Source organism: Nocardia sp. NPDC127526, from assembly GCF_042672265.1.
Classification (GTDB): domain Bacteria; phylum Actinomycetota; class Actinomycetes; order Mycobacteriales; family Mycobacteriaceae; genus Nocardia.
In genome coordinates this window covers 267,394-289,371 of the sequence record NZ_JBHXVO010000003.1, presented here as the reverse complement: position 1 = coordinate 289,371, position 21,978 = coordinate 267,394, and the positions used below count along the sequence as shown (strand labels likewise).

Genomic DNA, 21,978 nt, shown 5'->3' with positions numbered 1-21,978 from the left:
GAGATTACGACGGATTGCGATCCGGGAATTTGTTCACCGGGAAGTCGGGGTCGAACAGGCCCTTCTTCTTCACCCAGATGAAAAGGTCGTCACTGACGAACGGAACCGCGTTGGGCAGACCTGAAACGCTGGTCGGAAACGGATAGGGGTTCGGGTTGCCCGGAAAACCCGAGTCCGGTTCGTTGCCCACCCGGATCAGCCAAGGCTCTGTGCCTGCGGAAGGCTCCTCTTCGCCCGTCACGCTGTTCTTGACGCTCCAATACATTCCGATAGCGTCCCTGGCAGGCGGAACTCCGATACCACCACGGCCGGTGGGTTTCGCCCAAACGAATGTCGCGCCGACCGGCACTTCAATCGTGCTCCATTCGCTCAAGGGCGCGACGGTGATTCGAACCATTCTCGTCATTTGATTCTCCTTCGTGAATTTCGCCGAGGTTTGGGGGTCCCGCCCCCGGAGAGGGGAGGATCGGAGGCGGGACCGTTGCGCCCCTAGCGCTGCGACCGTGTCTGCGACCGCGGACCACCTGCGGGAGACGGGCGCGCGAGGGGCGGGCATGTGGCTGGCTCTGAACCCGCGTTGTACCTAGTGAGAGGTTTCGGGGGCCGGCCACATGGGCTGTGAAACGGCGGTGGGCCGTTAGATTTCTTCTTCGAGGGTGGCGGGGATCTTGTAACTCGCCTGCGGAGGTTCTTGACCGGGGACATGCAGCCTGAGGAAGCCGAGCAGTTCATCGATATGGCGTTGCAGGGCGCGGATCAGGCGGATGGCGTCGCGGAAGCGGCGCTGGTCGTCGGCGGCTTGATCTTCGAGGGCGGCGACGCGTTCGCGGAGTTTGGTTACTTCACGTGCCTGCCAGGCGGTTACGGCGCCGATTACGGTTGCGACTGCGACTCCCATGGCTTGCACGAGATCCGGGTTGAGCCATGAATGCATTCAGGCCTCACCGTCCGCGGGTTGGACCGGAGTCACCGCCGGTCTGATGAGTGCGCCAGCGATCAGCGGAGTGATGAGTCCGTAGATGGTGAGCGCAGTGTCGATCCATTCGGTGTCCACCTGGCGGCCGACGGCGAATGCGATGACTCCGGTAATAGCGACGAGAACGGATCGCACCAGAGCGGGCTCGGGAACCCTGTTGATACGCATGATGTTTCCTTCCGACAACGCCGCGGTCCCCGATTGCCGCTCTGGAAGCAGAGACCGCGGGTGAATTACAGGACCAGCGGGGCCAGAGTTGCCAGAAGCTGGATGACGAGACCACCGATGTGAATCAACTGGTCGACTGTGAGACCGAAAACCATTGCTGGTCCTCCTGATTCGAGAGGCACGTGTGCTGAAACGGCAGAACCCCCGATCCGGGCGTGGATCGAGGGTTCTGGTGAACACGATTCGGATTGGCAACGAGGCTGAAACCCGATGCCGGAGTGATTGTTTCCCGTGATTTCGGGATGAAGGCGCAACTGTGGCGCTGCAGATAGCTTCACTTAAGCGAAGCGGAATGTCAACACCCATCCTGAAGATTCATGAAATATGCTGGTGAGACCGCCCTTTCATTGACCAGCCACCTACGAAGCGGTCCAGAAATGACGAAGTCCCGGCCCGCAGGCGCGGGCCGGGACTTCCTCGTTTCGTACCTCTAATCGAGTCCGAGGTACCGGATGATCACGGCGTCCAGCTCGGTCAGTTCCTCTCGCGTCAGGTAGCCCACCGGGTCGCCCTTCACATAGTCGATGTCGATCGATCGAATTTGGCCTACCAGCAGTCGAGTTGGGCGGCCGGCGATGTCGGCTTCGGGCCGGAACCTCGAGGGCCGGGCGCTGAGCGTGACTGATACGAGGTGACTGCGAGCGGCTCGAGCATTAGAGCCTGCGACCGGAGTCGGGAACAATGCAGCCGGCTGCGATCAACGTTTCGAACGCTGCCGTCTTCCGCGGGCAGTAGCAGGCAGCGCACTCGCGGTGTAGACGCATGATCTCGTGCGCTTCACTGAGTGTGAGCGATGCGTCCGGAGCATCGTGGGTCGACATCTCGATGAGTTGCGAAAGTGTGAAAGTCATCTGGGTTCACCGCCTTTCGGAGCCGTGGGGCGTGGCTGCCACGTTGAGCGGGCGTCGTCGTTCTTGTGCGGATGGGATGGGCGAGGTGGGCGTCCAGTACTTCGCCGACCGCGAACTGCTCGGGCCAATCCGTTGCCCAGGGGCCGGGGATGGGGTGGACCTTGCCCGCGTCGCGCAGGGTTTGGATGCGGCGGACCGTGAGGGTGCGGAAGGGCTCGCCCAACTGTTTGGCGAGAGTGGCGATTCCGGAGGCGTTGAGGCGGGCGCGGCGGGCGGCGGCTACTGCGTTCGGGTTGATGGTGATCCGCTCGGGTTGGGGGCAGACGATGGCTTCGGCTGCTTCGAATGCGGCGCGGATCTCCGCGGGGGCGGATTCGACGCCTTCGGTCATGGCGAAGGCGATGAGGTTTTGCTCGAGCCAGCGGGCCAGGGCTCCGGTGGAGGGGTGGCCGGGGTAGGTGGTGGCGCGTTGTTCGCAGATCAGGCGGACCCAGCCGACCAGGATGGTGTGGAGGTGGTCGCGGACCTTCGCTGCGCCCGGACTGAAGGGGAGGGGCTGGTCGCTGGTTCGGGTGTTGAGGCGGAAGTTGGGGTCGCTCAGGCGGGCGCGGCCGGCTACCGAGTCCTCGAGATCTTCGGCGAGCGAGGGGATTTCGCGGAGCATGGCGGCGAGGTCGCGGATTTCGTCGTGGGTCAGGTACAGGTGGGGCTCGGCGGGCGACATCAGGCGACCTCTCGGTTGATGGTTTCGGCGAGGCGGGCGGCGTGGCCGTGGCGGACGTAGTCGGTGGTGTGGCGGCCGTCGGTGAGGTAGCCGCGGGCGTAGGCGAGGGCGCCGGACCAGGCGGACCAGTTCTTGGGGGCCCACCAGCGCTGCATGCGGCGGTGCAGGACGGTGTCGGCCATGTCTTGGCCCCAGCGGAGGGTTGCTTCGGGGTCGGAGAGGCAGTAGAAGCGGGAGAGGTCGGCTACCAGGCGGAGGGCGTTGCCGGCGGGGAGGGCGGTGATGGGGTCGCCGGGGGTGGCGGACCAGAAGGTGGGGATGTCGGCGATCCAGCGTTGGCCGGCGATGCCGTAGCCGCCCGGGTCGGGGCCGACGCATGCACCGGCGGGGCGCAGGGGGTCGGCGATCAGGGCGCAGGCGGCTACCTCCAGCTCCGGCCACAGGCCGCGGCCGATTTCGGCGGCCACATCGCCCGCGATGGCCGCGCCTTGGGAATAGCCCGCTACCACAACACGATTGGGGGATTCCGCGATGGCTTCGAGGAGCGCGGCCTTCCCCGCCGCGCTGCTCTGGGCGTAGGAGACCTCGCGGCCGTAGTCCGCCGGGTAGGGGACCATGCGCGGGGCGAAGCGGCTGTGGTCGAGGGTGCGGGCGAAGGTGTCGGTCACGGGCTCGCCGTGGGGCGCCCAGGTGCCGCCGACGATCAGAACGTCGATCACGCTGCCACGCTCCGATCACGTCGGCGGCGTGGCCTACATGCGACAGAGTGGCGGCTGGAGTCAGCACCCAGCTCATCCGAAGGCAGGTCAGCGGCAGGGAACCGGACGATCCGACCGAGGCTCCGACTCACAAACAGGTCCATACGGCTCACATTAAGGTCCGTTTGGACTTCGATCAAGTCCAAACGGACCTCTAGTAGGCCGATTATCTGGAGCCTCTCCAGAGCAGGTCGGCATCACCGCAGGTGGTTGCGTGAATTCCGTTCGGACCTCAGAATGGTCCGTATGGAATTCCAGAACCTCCACGACGGAATCAATCGCGCCGTGGGCGAGGAGCTCCTTGCCGCCCGCGGTCGGCGAAGGATGACCAGGCCACAGCTGGCGGCCGCCTCCGGTCTGGCGGTCAGTACGATCCAGCGCTTCGAAAACGGGGAGCGCTCACCCGATATGCATCAGCTCTTCGCCCTGTGCGAGGCGCTCGGCATTTCGCCGGTCGAGTTCATGCGGCAAGCCGTCCAGCTGGTCGAGGGTCAGCGGTAGCAGCTCAGCCAGGCTCCGGCCCAGCACCGTCGACGCCACGAACAGATCCGCGATCGTCGCCCGGCCCCACATCACTCGCTCCGCCACCTCGGCGCCCGCTCGCTCGGCCACGACCTCGATGGCGGTGGTGTCGAAAATCCGAGCGAACCACATCGTGAGCGCATTCGCAGACACAGCGGTAACCCCTCCACATCATTTGAGATTCCCCCCGGGCGGCTCGAAGCCGCAATGAACCCCGCCCCACGGTCGCTCGGTCAGCGACTCGATCATCGTCTAGTGCCGGCACTCACGATCAGCGGCGCAGGCGCGCCAGCCGAGGGGTGTCGTATGGCCGACGGGAAACGCATCGGCCGTGGGCCGCAAGGGTTGTCGGCAGTATGTGCGCGCACCGTGGCCCCGGGTTGCCGGAACTCGCAACGCCCACGACGGGGCGGTTGATCTCTCCACGGCGTCAGGCTACAACAAGCATTGCAAATTGCATACAATAGTCAACGTAATGGCTGATCAGCGCGCACGCAGGCCGGCGACGAACGCGGCAACCTTGCTCAGATCATCGTCCGATAAGCCCGACAGGTCGACGACCGGCTCGGTGCGACGACGCGGGGCAGCACCGCGTGCCGGCGCGTGCAGTCCAGCTCTGCGCAGGAGCGGAAGCGGATCCATGCCGACCGCCTCGGCCATGGCTTGCAGTGTGCGAGCAGTGGTTCGGGTCGCGACCTTCCCGTCGTCCTTGTACTGTGCACCGAGTTCGACCTGGGTCCACAGGCTGACGCTGATTCCAGCCGCGCGCGCCGCCGCGTCACGAGACAAGCCCTTGGCCTGCCGGGCATCCCGGATCGCCTCACTGACCTCTCTCGGCACCAGCGCGCTCTGACGACTGCTCATGCAAAGAATATACACTGCGGCCTGCACCCGCACATCGACATTGTAAGCGTCCCGCGCGCCGCGGCGCTAACCCCTGCCACCTCTCTGAACAGCGAAAATTCTCTTGAGCCAGAGCCATCCAGGCCCACTGCCCCAGTGATGTTTCACAATCCAGGGCCACTCACCCGGATAGACATATTGCATGCAACTTGCTAGGTTGCCTCAGCGGTGCGAGATGGCCTCGGTGATCGTGGAGCGGAGCGCCTCGGACAGCTTCCGATGCACCGGCAGCGGTTGCGCATTGGTCCAGATACAGCTGATCGGCAGGGGGTAGTCCCCGGCCTCCGTCCAGTCGAGACGGTTCACGGTATCGACGGGCAGTGCGCGGCGTTCGGCTCGCGACAGTGTCCGCAGCCGGTAGCGGACGGTGTCGGGATTGACCTGGAGGCGGTCGGCGACGTCCTCGACCTGGGTATAGCGCGACAGCGCCTCCCCGAGGGCGCCGACCGGAATCAGATTGCGGCAGGCCAATTCATAGACGCGCAGTTCCGCGGCCAAGCGTGATTCCCGGCCCATCCGGGCCTGACGGACGACCTCGGTGTGCTCCAGCTGCGCGTGCGCGACGGCATGGGCCAGCGCCTCGCGGCGATCGATGGCGGACAGCTCCGCCGAGATCATGATCGCCCGGTACTCCGGTTCCCAGATGACGATCGAGGCCTCGAAACCGAGTGCGTCGATCGTGATGTCGAGTTTTGCGGCATGGGTGCGGGCGTCGTAGCCTCTATCGGCCTTGCGGCGGGGCACACTATCTATCCCAGCGCGGCCAGAAAATCGTCGACCAGGCGCAGGTCGTGCCGGTTCAGATCCGACAGGTCGCCGAACTTGGGGATCGTATGCTCCTCCGGCATGCCAGCGTCATCGAGACCTGCCGGACGGACGCCGGGCGCCGAGGTGAGGTCACCGTCGAACTCCTCGGGTGTCAGCGGGTCGAAATCGAATGGCATACAGCCACTCTACAAGCCGTTTCCTGAGCTAACGGAGTGGCAGTGGTAATCCCACCGCCCCGTCGTACCCCTGTATCGGTCAACGAATCGGTCAAGTCTGTGACGCTGAAAGCCGCGGAAATCAGTGTGAATTCGAAGTCGTCACTGTGACCGAAGGCTGGGTTTGGAGAGGGAAAGGAGTGAGGGGCGGCGCCGGGGTCGCGGCGGTACTGGGCGCGTTGGTGGCGCTGGGAGCCGTGGGCTTGATGGAGGCTTCGGGAGTCGAGGGATGGTTGTACTCGTGCGAGTTCGAGATCAGGTCAATGGATTCCGTGACCGGCTGTGGCGACTGGTCACCCAGGTCCAGTGGCTCCCAAGGGATTTGATCGGGGAGGGGAGGGGCGGAATCCGTGGGGGCGGTGGGGTCCGACTCCGCGGGGAGAGCGGGGTCGGAGTAGACCGGAAGTTGGGGGTCGACGAATTGCGGAGCCGGGGAGGGGAATTCGCTCAGGGCGGGGCCCAGTTCCAGATTGTCGATTGTCGGGGAACCCGAGTCGCCGGCGAAGTATTCGGCGCGGAGGACGCAGCCGTCCAAAGAGAGGATTCGGCCGAGGGTGGATTGGACGGCTTCGGTGGTGCGGGGGTCTTCTTTGTCGGTGCCCGGATAGGCCTGGCAGTCGGTGGTGTCGCAGGTTTCCGCGTAGGGGTAGCGGGATTCGGCCAGGGCGTAGGAGCGGGCGGCGATGGCTTGGGCGCGTAGGGCTTCGGTGCCGCCTTGGTCGGCCCAGTTGGGGACCATTTCGGCGGGGACCACGCCTTGGAGGTAGTCCTCGATGTCCACGTAGTTGATGGTTCGATAGGCGCCGTCCTCCAGAGCTACGCCCAGGGTGCCGCGGTATTCGCTGCCGCCGCAGAGGCGGAGGTGTTCTTCGGCGGGGCGGGCGGCGCCTTCGTAGATGGGGTAGACCCAGGGGTCGTCGGTGGAGCCTTCCCAGAGGACTTCGCCGTCGCAACCGGTGGTGATGACGACGTCGGCGCCGGTGGGGGTGGGGGTCAGGTGGGCGGCTTGGCCGGGGATCACGCGGCGGCCGGCTACCAGGAGGCCGGCGTCGGATTCGACGTCGAGGGTGCTGTCGTCCTGGGCCATGAGGCGGACTCGGACGGGGACGGGCGCGATTTCGGTGAGAGTGGCGCCGGGGTAGTAGTGGGCCAGGATGGATTCGGCGGTGGAGCCGTCCTGGGCTCGGGAGTAGGCGCCGTTTTGGCTGAGGCCGCGGCCGTGGCCGGGGCCGGGGCCGGTGGCGGCCGAGAATTTTATGCCGCCGGGCCAGGCGTAGAGGAGAGCTCCGGTGCTGGTGGCGAGGGTGAGAGCGGCTAGGGACAGGGTGAGCAGGCGGCGCCTTCTGCGGCGCCTGTGTAGGTGACCCTTCGGCATGTCATACCCATTCTTTCGTGAGGCGAAGCTACATTCGAGTTACCCGAAGCTAATCCTCAACCAAACATTCAGGGCTTGTGACAGTTGGGACTAGTGTGATCGTTGATTCGCCAGGAAGCAACTTTGGCATTCGGGCGAGGTTCAACGGTTTTACCTGGAATGGGAGATGCACGTGCCGTACCGCAGAGCGAAACAGTCCTATGCGCTCCCGGTTGTCACCATCCTGGCCCTCACCACACCGTTTGCGGTGCTGGGGCTGAGCGACTCCCCGGATATTCGGGCCATGGATGAGAGCAATCTGGCAGCAATACCTGCGACTCTGGCCGAGGTGGGATTGGCCTCGGCACCGGACATCGTCTTGCCGCTCCGCGAGCTGACCGGCTTGGACCTGCCCGATCTGCGGCTGTCCGACCTGCGGAAACTACCTTTGCCCGCATCGATCCGGGTGCCGGACGCCCTGGAGGCGCCGCTGGGCATGGAGCTACCGGACGAGATTCCGCTACCGCGACTAAGCCAGCCGGGTCAGCCCGGCGCAACCAGCCCTTACGGACCCTCCCAGAACGCTCCGGGATTCATTGCCGATCCCGAACCGATCGACGAAACCCCGGCGGGCGCACCACAACCCGCCGCCCCGGAAATCACCGGCGATCCGCGTACCCCGGCTCTGGCGCCCGGCGCGGTACCGCACGAACTCGCGAGCAAGGTCGGCCCGCAGGTCAAGGAACTCACTCGCGACACCCCCTTCAGCATGGTCGCGCTCACCGCGCAGGATATGGCGGGGACGACGGCGCTCATCCGGGCGAAGCGGCCCGACGGCAGCTGGGGACCGTGGTTCTCCGCCGAACCCGTCGACTCGCCCGGACGACCCGGCGCGACGCGCACCGGCACCGAACCGATCTACGTCGGCAATACCAAGGCCGTGCAGATCCTGGTGACCCGCAAGGACACCGGCGCGGCCCCGGCCGCCGCGCCGACGACCGGTTCGGCGCCCGGCGAGGTCCCCGCGACCGCCCCCATTCCGCGCAATGACACCGCGGGCGATCCCGCGCAGGTCAACCTGGAGAAGCTCGCCGCCATCCTCATCGACCCGGGCCGCGGCGCCGCCGACGAGAACCTGCACCAGGTGGCGGCCGCGCTGCCGGGCGGCGGGCCGAAGGTGATCACCCGCTCGCAGTGGGGCGCCGACGAATCCATCCGCTGCGACGAACCCACCTATGACGACGGGCTCTCGGCGATCACGGTGCACCACACCGCGGGCCGCAACGATTACAGCCGCGCCGAATCCGCGGGCATCGTGCGCGCCATTTTCGCCTATCACGCCAAGACGCTGGGCTGGTGCGATATCGGCTACAACGCGCTGGTCGACAAGTACGGGCAGATCTTCGAGGGCCGCTTCGGCGGACTCGATCGCCCGGTCGAGGGCGCGCACGCGGGCGGATTCAATATCAATACCGCCGGTGTCGCCTTCATGGGCAATCACGAATCCGAGGAGCCCAGCGACGCCGCCGTCGAATCGATGGGGGAATTCATCGGCTGGCGCGCCAAGGTCGCCGGATTCGATCCGGAAGGGTCCTCCACCATGTATTCGGAGGGCAGCGAATTCACCCGGTACGCCTTGGGTCAAGCGGTGAAACTGCCGAATGTGTTCGCGCACCGCGATGTCGGCAACACCACCTGCCCCGGTGACGCCGCCTACGAGGTCATGGACCGCATCCGCGATATCGCGAAATCCTTCGCGGGCCCGGGACCGGTGACCACCACATCGCCGGACAATTCGCGACTGCGCCCCGAACAGAATGCCGGGAACCAATACCCCGGCAACGGGTATCCGCAGCGTCCGACCACCCCGAATACCGATGCCGATCTGGCCACCCTGGCCGAATTGACCACCAAACTGCTGGGCCTGCTCGACCGCAGCCCGGTGGCGCGGTACTGGAACGAACAGGGCGGCCCGAACAGCGCACTGGGGCAACCGGCTTCGGAACCGCAGCCCACCGCGGACGGCGGCCAGTACGCCAAGTTCGTCAACGGCTACGTCTACGCCACCCCGGACGGCCGCGTCTTCGCGGTGGTCGGCAAGATCCTGGAGCGCTTCCTGCAATTGGGCGCCGGCACCGGCATTCTCGGCCTGCCGCTGAGCAACGAGTACCCGGTCGACGACGGTGTGCGCGCCGATTTCCAGAACGGCTCACTCATCTTCAACCGGCTCACCGGCATCGTCACCACCGTGCTGAAGAACTTCGGCGCGGTACAGGATCCGGCCGCCTCGGTGCTGCCGGAGGTACTCGGCACGCCGCCGGCCCAGGGTGATCAGATCCCGGCGACGCTGCCGGACCCCGCACCCCTGCCCGATCAAGCCCCGCTGCCCGAAACGCCCGTGGCGCCTTAGGCTTCCGGGCTCCACCAGCGTTCGAGGACGCGCGCGACGCCGTCCTCGTCGTTGGCGGCGGTCACCTCGTCGGCCGCGGCAATGGCCTCCGGATGCGCATTGGCCATGGCCACGCCATGGCCGGCCATGCGCAGCATCGGAACGTCATTGGGCATATCGCCGAAGGTGATCAGCGTCGCATGCTGCACCCCCAGGCGCTGGGCGACAATGGCCAGCCCGGTCGCCTTGGTGACGCCCGGCGCGGACAGCTCGATGAGCCCGTTGTCGGTCGAATAGGTGAGATCGGCCCGCCCGGCGAGGCGGGGCTCGAGGATCGCCCGCATATCGCCGCTGGACGCGCCAGGTAGGCGGATCAGCATCTTGATGGCGGGTGCGGAGATCACCTCGGCGCGCGACACCTCGGTATCGTCCGGATTGAGCCAGGCGTGCTCGTACTCCGGCGAGCTCACGAACTGCGGCGTCGCCGCGTCATGGGCGCTGACGCCGACGCGTTCGGCGGCCAGACCACAGCCCGGCAGCAGGCTTTCGGCCAGATCCGCGACCCAGGCCAGGGTGTCGGTATCCAGCGTCGAGGTCGACAGGATGCGATCGCCGGCACTGTCGTAGATGACCGCGCCGTTCCCGCACACACACAGCGGTGCATAGCCGAGCCCGTCGACGACCGGATCGATCCAGCGGGGCGGACGGCCGGTGGCGAGCACGAACGGCACGCCGTCCGCGATGAGGGCGTCGATCGCGGCTTTCGTGCGCGGGCTCACCTGCTCACTGTGGTCGATGAGCGTGCCGTCGACATCCGTGGCGACCATCTTGGGTTTAGGCAGGTGAAAGAGAGTCACCTAGTCCATCCTGCCTGAAATACGGACATCGAATGGTAACGAGGGGTGAATTGCCAAGGATTGTCTGCAGCGTGATCGCAACGCTGCCGGACGGAAACATTCGGCGACACGGACGCGGCTGGTAGAAGCCGTGCCGGGCCGATCTTGCCGCCACTGTCCGCCGAACCGCACGGTTGCCCGCAGCTGTCCCTATTATCTGTGCCTAAGACTCGACCCGAGAGGGACTGATGGCCGGATTTCTACTGCGACGGGCGCTCAACTACGTCGTGCTGTTGGTGCTGGCCTCGTTCCTGACCTTCGCTGCCGCGTCGTGGTCCTTTCACCCGTTGGAGAGCCTGGAACAGCGCAATCCTCGTCCGCCGCAATCGGTGATCGATGCCAAGCGCGCCGAGCTGAAACTGGACGAACCAATCGTTCCGCGGTACGTGCAGTGGGTCGGCGGCGTCTTGCACGGTGATTTCGGCAAGACGCTTGCCGGGCAGCCGGTGTCGGAGGAACTGCCGCGCCGTATCGGAGTGAGCCTGAGACTGTTGCTGGTCGGCTCGCTGGTGGGCACCGTGCTCGGCGTGCTGATCGGTGCGGCGGGCGCGATACGCCAGTACAAGTTCAGCGACTACTTCACGACGGTGATCTCGCTGCTGGTGCTCTCGACACCGGTATTCCTACTCGCTACCCTGCTGAAATTCGGTGCGCTGGAGATCAATATGGCCACCGGGAAGCAGATCTTCCTCTATACCGGTGAGACGTCGGCGAACGCCGTGCACGGCCTGTGGAACCAGATCGTGGACCGCTTCCAGCACATGGTTATCCCGACCCTGGGTCTGGCACTGGGCGCGATGGCCGGATACAGCCGCTATCAGCGCAACGCCATGCTGGATGTGCTCCAGTCCGATTTCATCCGCACCGCCCGCGCCAAGGGACTGACCCGCAGCAGAGCCCTTTACAAACACGGCTTGCGGACCGCTCTGATTCCCATGGCAACCCTGTTCGCCTACAGCCTGGGCGGTCTGATCACCGGCGCGACCTTCACCGAGAAGATCTTCGGCTGGCACGGAGTCGGCGAATGGCTGGTGGACTCCATCAATGCCCAGGATCTGTATCCGGTCGTGACGATCACGGCCTTCGCCGGATTGGTGGTACTCGTATCGGGCCTGCTGTCCGATGTCGTGTACGCGATCCTCGACCCCCGGGTGCGTGTGGGATGACCGAAGCCGAAATCATCGTCCAGGGCGCGCCGGAGCCCGCCGCCGCTGGTCGCCGGAAGCTGGTGCTGCGCCGGTTCCTTCGCAACAAGGCCTCGGTATTCGGCGCGACGGTGCTGGTGCTGATGTTCGTACTGGCCTTCGCGCTGCCGCCATTGCTGCCCTACGACTATCAGGAACTCGATTACACGGCGCTGTTGCAGCCGCCGAGCGCGGATCATCCCTTCGGCACCAACCAGATTGGTCAGGACGTACTGGCGCAGACACTGCGCGGCCTGCAGAAATCGCTGATCATCGGTCTGTGCGTGGCGCTCATCTCCACCACCATCGCCGCATTGGCCGGTTCGCTGGCGGGGCTGCTGGGCGGCTGGACCGACCGGGCCGTCATGTGGTTCGTCGACCTGCTGCTGGTGGTGCCGAGCTTCATCATCGTGGCGATCTTCGCGCCGCGCACCAAGGGCAATGGCTCCATTCTGCTGCTCATCGGCCTGCTGAGTGTGTTCAGCTGGATGATCAGCGCGCGCATCGTGCGCGGCCTGGCAATGAGTCTGCGGGAGCGCGAATTCGTGCGCGCCGCACGGTATATGGGTGCATCGACCTGGACGGTGATCACCACCCACATCGTGCCCAATATCGCGTCGATCCTGATCATCGACACCACGCTGTCGGTGGGCTCGGCGATCATGGCCGAAACGGGACTCAGCTTCCTGGGATTCGGCGTGCAGCCGCCGGATGTCTCGCTCGGTTCGCTCATCGCCTCGGGCACCAAGTCGGCACTGACCTATCCGTGGCTGTTCATGTTCGCCGGCGGCCTGCTGGTCGCCACGGTGCTGTGCGCGAATCTGGTCGGCGACGGGTTGCGTGATGCCTTCGATCCGAGTGCGAAACGCGCTCGGTCGCGCAAGAAGTCGAAGGCCGTACGACCGGCGACCGTGGCGACCATGCAGACCGCGGCACCGGAGAAGGCAGGGTCATGACGGACCAGAAGGTCGTACTGGGCAAGGGCGATGGGGACGATTCCGCCCGGCGTGCTTTGACCGCCCCGCTGCTGGAGGTCTCCGATCTGCACGTCTCCTTCCCCGGCGAGGAGGGCCGCATCGACGCGGTGCGCGGGGTGAGCTACACCGTGCAGGACGGTGAAGTGCTGGCCATCGTCGGCGAATCCGGCTCCGGCAAATCAGTGTCGTCGCTGGCGGTCATGGGGCTGCTGCCGGAACAGGCGCGCGTGCGGGGATCCATCCGATTGCGCGGCCGGGAACTGCTCGGCCTGGGCGACAAACAGATGTCCACCCTGCGTGGCAGTCGCGTCTCGATGGTGTTCCAGGACCCGTTGTCGGCGCTGACCCCCGTGTACCGGGTCGGCGAGCAGATCGCGGAAGCGCTCCTGGCACACCGCAAATTCGGCAAGGCCGAGGCCGCCGAGAAGGCCGTGGAACTGCTCGGCTTGGTGGGCATTCCCGATCCCGCCCAACGGGCCAAGGCCTTCCCGCACGAATTCTCCGGCGGTATGCGCCAGCGCGTGGTCATCGCCATGGCCATCGCCAACGATCCGGAACTCATCATTTGTGACGAGCCCACCACCGCCCTCGATGTGACCGTGCAGAAGCAGATCCTCGATCTGCTGCGCAAGGCACGCGACATCACCGGTGCGGGCGTTGTGATGATCACCCACGATATGGGCATCGCCGCCACCCTCGCGGATCGAGTGGCGGTCATGTACGCCGGCCGAATCGTCGAAACCGCCCCCGCGGCAGAGCTGTTCAACGCCCCGCGGATGCCGTACACGGTCGGCCTGCTGGGTTCCATCCCCCGGATGGACGGGCCGCCGCGCACACCGTTGATCCCCATCGTCGGCGCACCGCCGGCCATGCACGCACTGCCGCCCGGGTGCACCTTCGCGCCCCGCTGCCCGGTCGCCGTCGACGACTGCCGGGTCGCCGAGCCGCCGCTGCAAGGCACCGGGCCGGGTCATCGTGCCGCCTGTATCCGCACCGAAGAGGTCGGTTCGGCGGAGCTGTTCACCGCCTACCGCCGGGAGATTCCCGAACCGGACCACCGGTCCGAGACCGATTCCCATGTGGTGCTGAAGGTTTCGAATCTGAAGAAGACCTTCCCCATTACCAAGGGTGTCGTGTTCCGCCGTCGTACCGGCGAGGTGAAGGCCGTGGACGACATCAGTTTCGAAGTGCGCGCGGGCCGCACGCTGGCGCTGGTCGGGGAATCCGGATCGGGCAAGTCCACCACCCTTACCCAGATCATGGATCTGGTGCGCCCGGAGAGTGGCAGCATCGAAATCCTCGGCCACAGTGTGGAGTCGATGACCACGGAGCAGCGTCGCTCCATCCGGCGGCGCATGCAGATCGTCTTCCAGGATCCCTCGGCCTCATTGGATCCCCGCCTGCCCATTTTCGACGCGCTGGCGCAACCGCTGCGCATCGACGGCCGCCCCCGTGAGGAAATCCGGCGGCGGGTACCGCAACTATTGCGGCAGGTAGGTCTCCGACCGGAACACGCCGACCGTTATCCGGCCGACTTCTCGGGCGGACAGAAGCAGCGCATCAATATCGCCCGCGCGCTCGCCCTCGATCCGGAGATCCTGGTGCTGGACGAGCCCGTCTCCTCATTGGATGTCTCGATTCAGGCGGGTGTGCTGAACCTGCTGCGGGACCTGCAGATCGAGCGCGGACTGTCGTTTCTGTTCGTATCCCACGACCTGTCGGTGGTGCGTAATCTCGCCCATGAGGTCGCGGTCATGTATCGCGGCGAGATTGTCGAATACGGTCCGGCCGAACAGATTTTCACCGCTCCCCGCCACGCCTACACCCGCGCCCTCATCGACGCGGTGCCGGTCCCGGTGGTCGCACGATAGGAGAAAGCCGTGAGAATCAGGTCGCTGGGAACACGATTGGCCGTGCCGTTGATCGCGGCCACGGTGATGCTCGCCGGATGTGCCACAGGTGACGGCAACGACGCCGCACAGGGTGGGGCCGCCCAGCTCGGCACCACCAACGACATCAATCCGCGCGATGTGAGCGAATTGCGGGACGGCGGCAATCTGCGGCTCGCGCTGAGCTCCATGCCCGAGACCTGGAATGTGCTGCACAACGATGCGGACGGCGAGGTGGGCGGCCTGATGCGGCCGCAGATGCCGCGCGCCTTCAGAACCGATGCCGCGGGCAACCTTTCGGTCGACACCAATTACTTCACGAATGTGGAGCTCACCGCTACCGATCCGCAGCAGGTCACCTACACCATCAATCCCAAAGCGGTCTGGTCCGACGGCAGCCCGATCACCTGGGAGGATATGCGCTCCCAGGCACATGCGCTGGACGGGTCCGATCCGGCCTACCTGATCCGCATGAGCTTCGGCTTCGACCGGGTGGAGAAGGTGGAGCGCGGCGTCGACGACCGGCAGGCCGTCATCACGTTCAAACAGCACTACGCCGACTGGAAGGGCCAGTTCGCCGGCGAAGGGTTCCTCTTCCCGAAGTCGGTCACCGAAACACCGGAGGCGTTCAACGAGAGCCTGCGCAACGAGGTGAAGCTGACGGCGGGACCGTTCACCGTGCAATCGGTGGACCGGGCGCTGCAGCGAATCGTGCTGGGCCGCAATCCGATGTGGTGGGGTGACAAGCCCAAGCTCGACTCCATCACATTCAGTGTGCTCGCCGATGACGCGGTGATGCCCGCGCTGCAGAACAACGAGATCGACGCGATCGGCATCGCGACCCGCGACGATATGAAGATCGCGCAGAACAGCCCCGGCGTGGCGATCCGGCGCGCTCCCGGCGCCAGCTGGACGCATGTGACCTTCAATGGTGCGCCCGGCTCGATCCTGGAGGATGCCCGAGTCCGCGTGGCGATCTCCAAGGCGATCGACCGGCAGGGCATTGTGACCGCCGTACAGAACGGTCTGGTGGAGAATCCGGTTCCACTGAACAGTCATGTGTACGTCCAGGGCCAAGTGGGCTATCAGGACAACAGCATCCCGTTCGATCCCGACGCCGCGGCAAGGGAATTGGACGATCTCGGCTGGAAGCTCAACGGCGATGTCCGGGAGAAGGACGGCCGCAAACTGGTGATCCGCGATGTCATGTACAACTCCGACAGCTGGGTGCAGATGGCGCAGATCATCCAGCAGAATCTGGCGCGTATCGGCGTGCAGCTCGTCATCGAGACCAAACCCGGCCAGGGCCTTTTCACCGATGTGATCCGGCCCGGCAATTTCGATATGGCGCACTGGGTGTGGTCCAGCGATGTCTTCGCGTTGAAGAACCTGCCGCAGGTCTACCGGTACGACCCGAATGATTTGCAGGGCAATTACGGCCGCATCGGTTCGCCGGAGATCAACGATCTCATCGACCGGGCGCTGGCCGAACTCGATCCGCAGCGGGCCATCGAGCTGGCGAATCAGATCGACCGCAAGCTGTGGGAGATCGGCTTCTCGCTGCCGCTCACGCAGTCGGCCGGAAATGTGGCGGTGCGTGCCGATCTCGCCAATTACGGGGCCACGGGCCTGGCCTCCTACGACTACACAAAAATCGGTTTCCTGAAGTAATCCAGCAGTACACCCACCGGAAGGATCGATCGATGCGGTTGCGCTCGATAGGCTTGCGACTCGCGATACCCCTGGTAGCCGTCGCCGTGGCGGCCACCGGCTGTGCGGGTGGCAATGACAGCGCCCCGGAAGGCGCCGTCGGCGAACTCGGCACCACCAATGACATCAATCCGCACCCGGTGAGCGATCTGCGGGACGGGGGCAATCTGCGCCTTGCGCTCGGCGCCATCCCGGAGAACTGGAACGGGCTGTCCAACGACGGCAACGATGCCGAAATCGCGGCCGTCCTGCGGCCGATGATGCCGCGCGCCTTCAAAACCGATGCGGCGGGCGAACTCACGGTCAATACCGACTACTTCACGAGTATCGAGCTGACCAGCACCGAGCCCCAGCAGGTCACCTACACCATCAATCCCAAGGCCATTTGGTCCGACGGTAGCCCCATCACCTGGGAGGATCTGCGTTCCCAGGCCGAGGCGCTGAGCGGGAAGAACAAAGAGTTCCTGATCGCCGGCCCCAACGGGTTCGACCGAGTGGAGAAGGTCGAACGCGGCGTCGACGACCGGCAGGCCATCATCACCTTCAACAAGCATTACGGTGAGTGGAGGGGCCAGTTCGCGGGCAACAGCTTCCTCTACCCCAAGGCCGTGACCGAAACGCCGGAGGCGTTCAACAAGAGTCTCGTCGACGGCATCAACCTGACCGCCGGGCCGTTCAAGGTCCAGTCCGTCGATCGCGCCGTCAAACGCATCGTCCTGGACCACAGCCCCCTCTGGTGGGGTGACAAGCCCAAGCTCGACACCATCACCTTCACCATCCTCGACAACGCGGCGATGATTCCGGCGTTGCAGAACAACGAGATCGACGCGGTTGGCATCGCCGACCGCGACGACCTCAGGACCGCGCAGGGGACCCCCGGCGTGGTGATCCGCCGGGCGCCCGGCAACCTCTGGACGCACCTGACCTTCAATGGCGCATCCGGCTCGATCCTGGAGGATGCGAAACTGCGGGTGGCGATCTCCAAGGCCATCGACCGGCAGGGCATCACGACGGCCCTGCTCAATGGGCTCGTGGAGAACCCCAAACCGCTCAACAACCACGTCTATCTGGCCGGGCAGAAGGGCTACCAGGACAATGCCCTTCCCTTCGACCCGGACGCCGCCGCCCGGGAACTCGATGAACTCGGCTGGAAGCTCAACGGCGAATTCCGCGAGAAGGATGGCCGCGTCCTCGAGATCCGCGACATCGTGTACAACGCCGAAACCTGGGTGCAGGTCGCACAGATCATTCAGCAGAACCTGGCACGCATCGGCGTGAAACTCACCATCGAGACCAAACCGGGTCAGGGCTACTTCACCGATGTGATACAGCCGGGCAATTTCGATGTGGGACAGTGGAGTTGGGTCGGCGACCCGTTCCCGTTCAGCAGCCTGCCGCAGATATACGGCTACTACCCCGACAACCTGCAGGGTAACTACGGCCGCATCGGCTCCCCCGAACTCAACGATCTGATCGAGCAGACTCTGTCGGAACTCGACCCGGAGAAAGCCGTTCAGCTGGCCAACCAGGTCGACAAGAAGGTCTGGGACGAGGGCCACTCGCTACCGCTGTGGCAGACGCCCGGCAATGTCGCGGTGCGGGACAATCTCGCCAACTACGGCGCACCCGGCCTGGCCACCTACGACTACACCAAAATCGGTTTCCTGAAGTGAGTTTCCGGACAGGCCATCCCCTGGCCTATCCGGTGCTCATGACAATCGGCGTCCTGGTGGTGTGTGCCGCCTGGGCGCCGTTCGTCGATGTGGAGCAGGCCGGACTGCTCGGGGCCGTGGCCCTGGTAGTGGTGGGATACAGCGCCTTTCGACTGTTCGTCGCCACCCGGACCGCAGCGGGAGCGGCGGCGTTCGTGGCACAGGCAGCCCCCGGGAAGGCACCGGAAGACCGGCACGGCGTGATCGTGCGACGGGTCCGGCAGCAACATCGGCTCACCAGCCGGACCTGGCTGGAGTTGGATGCCAGGTTCCGGACCGTGTGGCTGCCGGTGTATTTCGATCCGGCGTTCGTCACGCTGACGCCGGCGCGGATCGATGTGTCCGATCGGGCCATACACGTCGATGGGATGCGGGTGTATCCCTCGGGACGATTGCGTCGTACCGAACCGGTCGGACGGCTGATCGACAATCCGGCGCAGGCCGATCCGGATGGGCCGGTCGCGGCAGTGCGAGCCGGACGGATCGGACGTCGTCTCCTGCTCGACGCCCAATCCGCCGTTGTCGCACCGTTCTTCGGACTGCTGTGGGTCTATGTTGCGGGTGGCGGGGTTGCCGCTTTCCTGGCCGCTGGCCTCGTCGCCGGTGTCACCGCCACCTGGCTGGCCGCCATTCGGGGCTCCGACCCCAGCTGATCACTCCTGCGGGCGGGATTCGCGGCGGGCGGCGCGCTCGGCGACCTCGGCGGCGTCGAGGGCGTTCGCCTCTTCCAGGGTCGGTGCGCTGCCGCCGAGCCGGGCGGGGACCCAGTAGGCGCCGGGCTCGTGGATGTAGTCCTTCTGGAGGTCCAGCAGCATGGATTCCATTGTGGAATGCAGCTTCTCGGTCAGGGCCGAGGCGGGTTCGAAGGGCTGGATGGGGGCGCCGACCTCCATGGAGATGGGGGTGTTGGTGCGGCCCAGGCGTTTGGGGTGGCCCTTGGTCCAGACGCGTTGGGCGCCCCAGATGACGATCGGGATGATCGGGACATTCGCTTCGATGGCCATGCGCGCCGCGCCCGACTTGAATTCCTTCAATTCGAAACTGCGGCTGATGGTGGCCTCGGGGTAGACGCCCACCAATTCGCCGGAGCGCAGGCGGTTCACGGCCTCGTGGTAGGAGTCGGCGCCCGCGGTGCGGTCGACCGGAATATGCTTGAGCGCCCGCATGATCGGACCGGCGATCGGGTCGTCGAAGACTTCCTTCTTCGCCATGAACCGGATGTAGCGCTTCGGCGTGCGCGCGGGCAGACCCGCGTACGTGAAGTCCATATAGCCGGTGTGATTGATGGCGATGACCGCTCCACCCGTGGCCGGGATGTTTTCGTCGCCTTTGACGGTGAACTTCAGGCCCTGCAGCGCGAACACGGTGCGGGCCAGCCCGATGATCGGGAAGTAGACGGGTTCCACAAGTCCGCTAGCGTAGTCGCTGCTCAGCCCAGAACATGTGACGAATGCCACCAACCGACCGACAGAAACGAAAGAGGTTCGCACGCGTGGAAACCGCCCGGACAGCACTGCGTTCACGCGACCGCGGGGGACTGCTCGGCAGACGGGGACTCGCGGTGCTCGGCGCGGCGTTGCTGAGCGCCGGATGCGATTCCGTGGTCGGGATTCCGGGCGACGAAATCGTCTCGTCGGGGGATTCCCGCACCGTCATGGCGGTCGCCACCGCCCCCGGGCCGGACAAATCGGCGCTGGCCACGGCGGCCGTGCGCGGTTTCGCGAACGATCTGCGCGGCGGCGACCTCGACAGGCTGGAGACCACCTGCTGGACCATGGCTCCGCTGAACGTGCGGACCATGTACGCCGATCCGGAGCCCGTGCTCGCCGCGCTGGAGCGGCCGGGCGCGCACACCGGATCGACCACGGTGTGGCAGGACGGCGGCGTCACCGTCGTGGTGCCGGATGCGGCCGTGACCGGCGGGTACGCCTGTCCATATGTCTTTACGGGCGATGCGGAGATCGGATTCAACGATGCCGACGCCCGGCACACCGTGCGGCGCTATCTCTCGCGGCTGATCGGCGAACCGGTGCACCCCGACGACGACGAACAGACCCATCCGCTGGTCTGCGCCGCCGGTGCGGGCGATTGGGACCCCAACCAAACGGGTAAATCCGGCAAGCCGCCGCTGGCCGGAAATCCGGGCGCGCTCGCGGGCATCCAGGGTTTCGTGGACCGATCCATCAAATCCGAGTGGCCGCGCGGCGCGTACATCACCGTATCGGTCCCGGTCACCACCGCCGCCGGCGTCCAGAAGAAACAGGTCTTCACCCTGAAGGCGGGCGACGAGGGTTACTGCATCGGCGACGTCTCGGGGTAGCAAGTACCCTGGGTGGCTGGTAACGGTCAGGGAGGAAGATAGCTCGTGCAGATCACCAGCGTCGGACACGCCGGATTCCACATCCGTACCGCAGCGGGGACGATCCTGTGCGATCCATGGGTCAATCCGGCCTACTTCGGATCGTGGTTCCCGTTCCCGGACAATACCCAGCTGGATTGGGACGAGCTCGGCAACTGCGACTTCCTCTACGTCTCGCATCTGCACCGCGATCACTGGGACGCCAAGCACCTGGCCGACAAGGTCAACAAGGACGCCGTCGTCCTGCTGCCCGACTACCCGGTGCCGGATCTCAAGCGGGAACTCGAGAAGCTCGGTTTCCACAAGTTCGTGGAGACCGAGGACTCGGTCAAGCACACCGTCACCGGCCCGGGCGGCGATCTCGACATCATGATCATCGCGCTGCGCGCGCCCGCCGACGGTCCCATCGGCGACTCCGGCCTGGTCGTCTCCGACGGCGAGACGGTCTGTTTCAACATGAACGACGCGCGTCCGGTCGATATGGACGTGCTGCACGACGCCTTCGGGCACGTCGACATCCACCTGCTGCAGTACTCCGGGGCCATCTGGTACCCGATGGTCTACGACATCCCCACCAAGACCAAGGCCAACTTCGGCAAGCAGAAGCGCCAGCGCGGGATGGACCGCGCCCGCTCCTACATCGAACAGGTCGGCGCCACCTGGATCGTCCCGTCCGCCGGGCCGCCGGTCTTCCTCGACGACGAACTGCGCTACCTCAACGACGATCGCGGCGACGAGGGCAATATCTTCCCCGACCAGATCGTCTTCCTCGAGCAGATGAAGATCCACGGCAACGAGGGCGGGCTCCTGATGATCCCGGGCTCCACCGCGGAGCTGCGCGGCAAGGAACTGCTCGGACTCACCCACCTGGTCGATCCGGCCACCGTGTACGACGACAAGGCCGCCTACATCGAGGACATGGCCCAGCGCATGGCCCCCGTGCTGGCGGCCGAAAAGGCTTCCTGGGCAGTCGATGACGGCACCCCGCTGCTGCCGCAGCTCAAGGAGCTCTTCGAGCCGATCATGGCGCAGAGCGACCTCATCTGCGACGGCATCGGCTATCCGGTCGCCCTGGTCATGGGCGAGGAGACCGTGGTCCTCGACTTCCCCAAGCGCGTCGTGCGCGAGCCCATCGAGGGGGAAGGCAAGCAGCGCTACGGATTCCGCATCGATCCGCAATTGGTGCGCACGGTGCTGCGCGACAACGAGCCCGACTGGGTGAACACCATCTTCCTGTCGACCCGCTTCACCACCTGGCGGATCGGCGGCTACAACGAATTCCTCTACACCTTCTTCAAATGCCTCACCGATGAGCGCATCGCCTATGCCGACGGCTGGTTCGCCGAGGCGCACGACGATTCCGCCTCCACCGAACTGGCCGGCTGGGAAGTGCAGCGCCGCTGCCCGCACCTGAAGGCGGATCTGTCGAAATTCGGTGTGGTGGAGGGCAATACCCTCACCTGCAATCTGCACGGCTGGCAGTGGGATCTGGAATCGGGCCGCTGCAAGACCTCCAAGGGCCACGAACTGCGCTCGCGCAAGCTCTGATCACACGGCTCCGGC

The 21,978-nt window shown here is 65.5% G+C and carries 22 protein-coding genes; 10 read left to right on the top strand and 12 right to left on the bottom strand.

Going from position 1 to position 21,978, the window contains the following annotated elements; translation table 11 throughout:
* Positions 1–4: 4 nt before the first annotated feature.
* The 5 genes from ACFVIV_RS07490 to ACFVIV_RS07470 form a co-directional block, all read right to left on the bottom strand.
* Positions 5–406, bottom strand: coding sequence for a hypothetical protein (locus tag ACFVIV_RS07490; protein WP_379193953.1), 402 nt, complete (start codon positions 404–406; stop codon positions 5–7).
* Between the two features lie 231 nt (positions 407–637).
* Positions 638–934, bottom strand: a complete 297-nt coding sequence (locus tag ACFVIV_RS07485) for a hypothetical protein (RefSeq protein ID WP_379193952.1) — start codon at positions 932–934, stop codon at positions 638–640.
* Positions 935–1,144: a hypothetical protein gene (locus ACFVIV_RS07480; RefSeq protein ID WP_379193951.1), complete on the bottom strand. Its 210-nt coding sequence runs from the start codon at positions 1,142–1,144 to the stop codon at positions 935–937.
* Between the two features lie 837 nt (positions 1,145–1,981).
* Positions 1,982–2,779 (bottom strand): hypothetical protein, encoded by a 798-nt coding sequence (locus ACFVIV_RS07475; protein ID WP_379193950.1) that lies wholly within the window; start codon positions 2,777–2,779, stop codon positions 1,982–1,984.
* Positions 2,779–3,498: a cutinase family protein gene (locus ACFVIV_RS07470; RefSeq protein WP_379193949.1), complete on the bottom strand. Its 720-nt coding sequence runs from the start codon at positions 3,496–3,498 to the stop codon at positions 2,779–2,781. Before ACFVIV_RS07470 ends, ACFVIV_RS07475 begins: the two co-directional genes overlap by 1 nt.
* Before the next feature lie 276 nt (positions 3,499–3,774).
* Between ACFVIV_RS07470 and ACFVIV_RS07465 the strand changes: the two genes are divergently transcribed.
* Positions 3,775–4,038, top strand: a complete 264-nt coding sequence (locus tag ACFVIV_RS07465; protein WP_379193948.1) for a helix-turn-helix domain-containing protein — start codon at positions 3,775–3,777, stop codon at positions 4,036–4,038.
* On the opposite strand, the gene ACFVIV_RS07460 is transcribed toward ACFVIV_RS07465, so the two are convergent.
* The 5 genes from ACFVIV_RS07460 to ACFVIV_RS07440 form a co-directional block, all read right to left on the bottom strand.
* Positions 3,937–4,212 carry a hypothetical protein gene (locus ACFVIV_RS07460; protein ID WP_379194222.1) on the bottom strand — a complete coding sequence of 92 codons (276 nt, stop codon included), beginning with the start codon at positions 4,210–4,212 and terminating at the stop codon, positions 3,937–3,939. The two genes, ACFVIV_RS07465 and ACFVIV_RS07460, sit on opposite strands and share 102 nt — an antisense overlap.
* A gap of 330 nt (positions 4,213–4,542) precedes the next feature.
* The gene (locus tag ACFVIV_RS07455) at positions 4,543–4,923 is read right to left on the bottom strand and encodes a helix-turn-helix domain-containing protein (RefSeq protein WP_379193947.1); all 381 of its coding nucleotides are present in this window, start codon (positions 4,921–4,923) and stop codon (positions 4,543–4,545) included.
* A gap of 201 nt (positions 4,924–5,124) precedes the next feature.
* Positions 5,125–5,706 carry an ImmA/IrrE family metallo-endopeptidase gene (locus ACFVIV_RS07450; RefSeq protein WP_379193946.1) on the bottom strand — a complete coding sequence of 194 codons (582 nt, stop codon included), beginning with the start codon at positions 5,704–5,706 and terminating at the stop codon, positions 5,125–5,127.
* A 5-nt stretch (positions 5,707–5,711) separates the two neighbouring features.
* A complete protein-coding gene (locus tag ACFVIV_RS07445; RefSeq protein WP_379193945.1) occupies positions 5,712–5,906 on the bottom strand; it encodes a hypothetical protein in 195 nt (64 codons plus the stop codon).
* Between the two features lie 121 nt (positions 5,907–6,027).
* The gene (locus ACFVIV_RS07440; RefSeq protein ID WP_379193944.1) at positions 6,028–7,320 is read right to left on the bottom strand and encodes a SpoIID/LytB domain-containing protein; all 1,293 of its coding nucleotides are present in this window, start codon (positions 7,318–7,320) and stop codon (positions 6,028–6,030) included.
* Positions 7,321–7,486: 166 nt separating this feature from the next.
* Here ACFVIV_RS07440 and ACFVIV_RS07435 point away from each other — a divergent pair, with 166 nt between their 5' ends.
* Positions 7,487–9,709, top strand: a complete 2,223-nt coding sequence (locus ACFVIV_RS07435) for an N-acetylmuramoyl-L-alanine amidase (RefSeq protein ID WP_379193943.1) — start codon at positions 7,487–7,489, stop codon at positions 9,707–9,709.
* Here ACFVIV_RS07435 and ACFVIV_RS07430 read toward each other — a convergent pair.
* Positions 9,706–10,515 (bottom strand): HAD family hydrolase, encoded by an 810-nt coding sequence (locus ACFVIV_RS07430; protein WP_379194205.1) that lies wholly within the window; start codon positions 10,513–10,515, stop codon positions 9,706–9,708. The genes ACFVIV_RS07435 and ACFVIV_RS07430 overlap by 4 nt on opposite strands.
* Positions 10,516–10,772: 257 nt before the next feature.
* Between ACFVIV_RS07430 and ACFVIV_RS07425 the strand changes: the two genes are divergently transcribed.
* The 6 genes from ACFVIV_RS07425 to ACFVIV_RS07400 are packed head-to-tail and all read left to right on the top strand — an operon-like array spanning position 10,773 to position 18,709.
* The gene (locus ACFVIV_RS07425; RefSeq protein WP_379193942.1) at positions 10,773–11,750 is read left to right on the top strand and encodes an ABC transporter permease; all 978 of its coding nucleotides are present in this window, start codon (positions 10,773–10,775) and stop codon (positions 11,748–11,750) included.
* A complete protein-coding gene (locus ACFVIV_RS07420; protein WP_379193941.1) occupies positions 11,747–12,724 on the top strand; it encodes an ABC transporter permease in 978 nt (325 codons plus the stop codon). The genes ACFVIV_RS07425 and ACFVIV_RS07420 overlap by 4 nt, the downstream gene beginning before the upstream one ends.
* A complete protein-coding gene (locus ACFVIV_RS07415; protein WP_379193940.1) occupies positions 12,721–14,616 on the top strand; it encodes an ABC transporter ATP-binding protein in 1,896 nt (631 codons plus the stop codon). The genes ACFVIV_RS07420 and ACFVIV_RS07415 overlap by 4 nt, the downstream gene beginning before the upstream one ends.
* A gap of 9 nt (positions 14,617–14,625) precedes the next feature.
* Positions 14,626–16,305 (top strand): ABC transporter family substrate-binding protein, encoded by a 1,680-nt coding sequence (locus tag ACFVIV_RS07410; RefSeq protein ID WP_379193939.1) that lies wholly within the window; start codon positions 14,626–14,628, stop codon positions 16,303–16,305.
* A gap of 32 nt (positions 16,306–16,337) precedes the next feature.
* Positions 16,338–18,017 carry an ABC transporter family substrate-binding protein gene (locus tag ACFVIV_RS07405; RefSeq protein WP_379193938.1) on the top strand — a complete coding sequence of 560 codons (1,680 nt, stop codon included), beginning with the start codon at positions 16,338–16,340 and terminating at the stop codon, positions 18,015–18,017.
* Positions 18,014–18,709, top strand: a complete 696-nt coding sequence (locus ACFVIV_RS07400; RefSeq protein WP_379193937.1) for a hypothetical protein — start codon at positions 18,014–18,016, stop codon at positions 18,707–18,709. Before ACFVIV_RS07405 ends, ACFVIV_RS07400 begins: the two co-directional genes overlap by 4 nt.
* Here the strand turns inward: ACFVIV_RS07400 and ACFVIV_RS07395 are convergent, their stop codons facing one another.
* Positions 18,710–19,462: a lysophospholipid acyltransferase family protein gene (locus ACFVIV_RS07395; protein ID WP_379193936.1), complete on the bottom strand. Its 753-nt coding sequence runs from the start codon at positions 19,460–19,462 to the stop codon at positions 18,710–18,712. It abuts the gene before it with no gap.
* A gap of 86 nt (positions 19,463–19,548) precedes the next feature.
* On the opposite strand from ACFVIV_RS07395, the gene ACFVIV_RS07390 reads away from it, so the two are divergent.
* Positions 19,549–20,376, top strand: a complete 828-nt coding sequence (locus tag ACFVIV_RS07390; RefSeq protein WP_379193935.1) for a hypothetical protein — start codon at positions 19,549–19,551, stop codon at positions 20,374–20,376.
* Positions 20,377–20,421: 45 nt separating this feature from the next.
* Positions 20,422–21,963 (top strand): Rieske 2Fe-2S domain-containing protein, encoded by a 1,542-nt coding sequence (locus ACFVIV_RS07385; RefSeq protein WP_379193934.1) that lies wholly within the window; start codon positions 20,422–20,424, stop codon positions 21,961–21,963.
* Positions 21,964–21,978 lie beyond the last annotated feature (15 nt).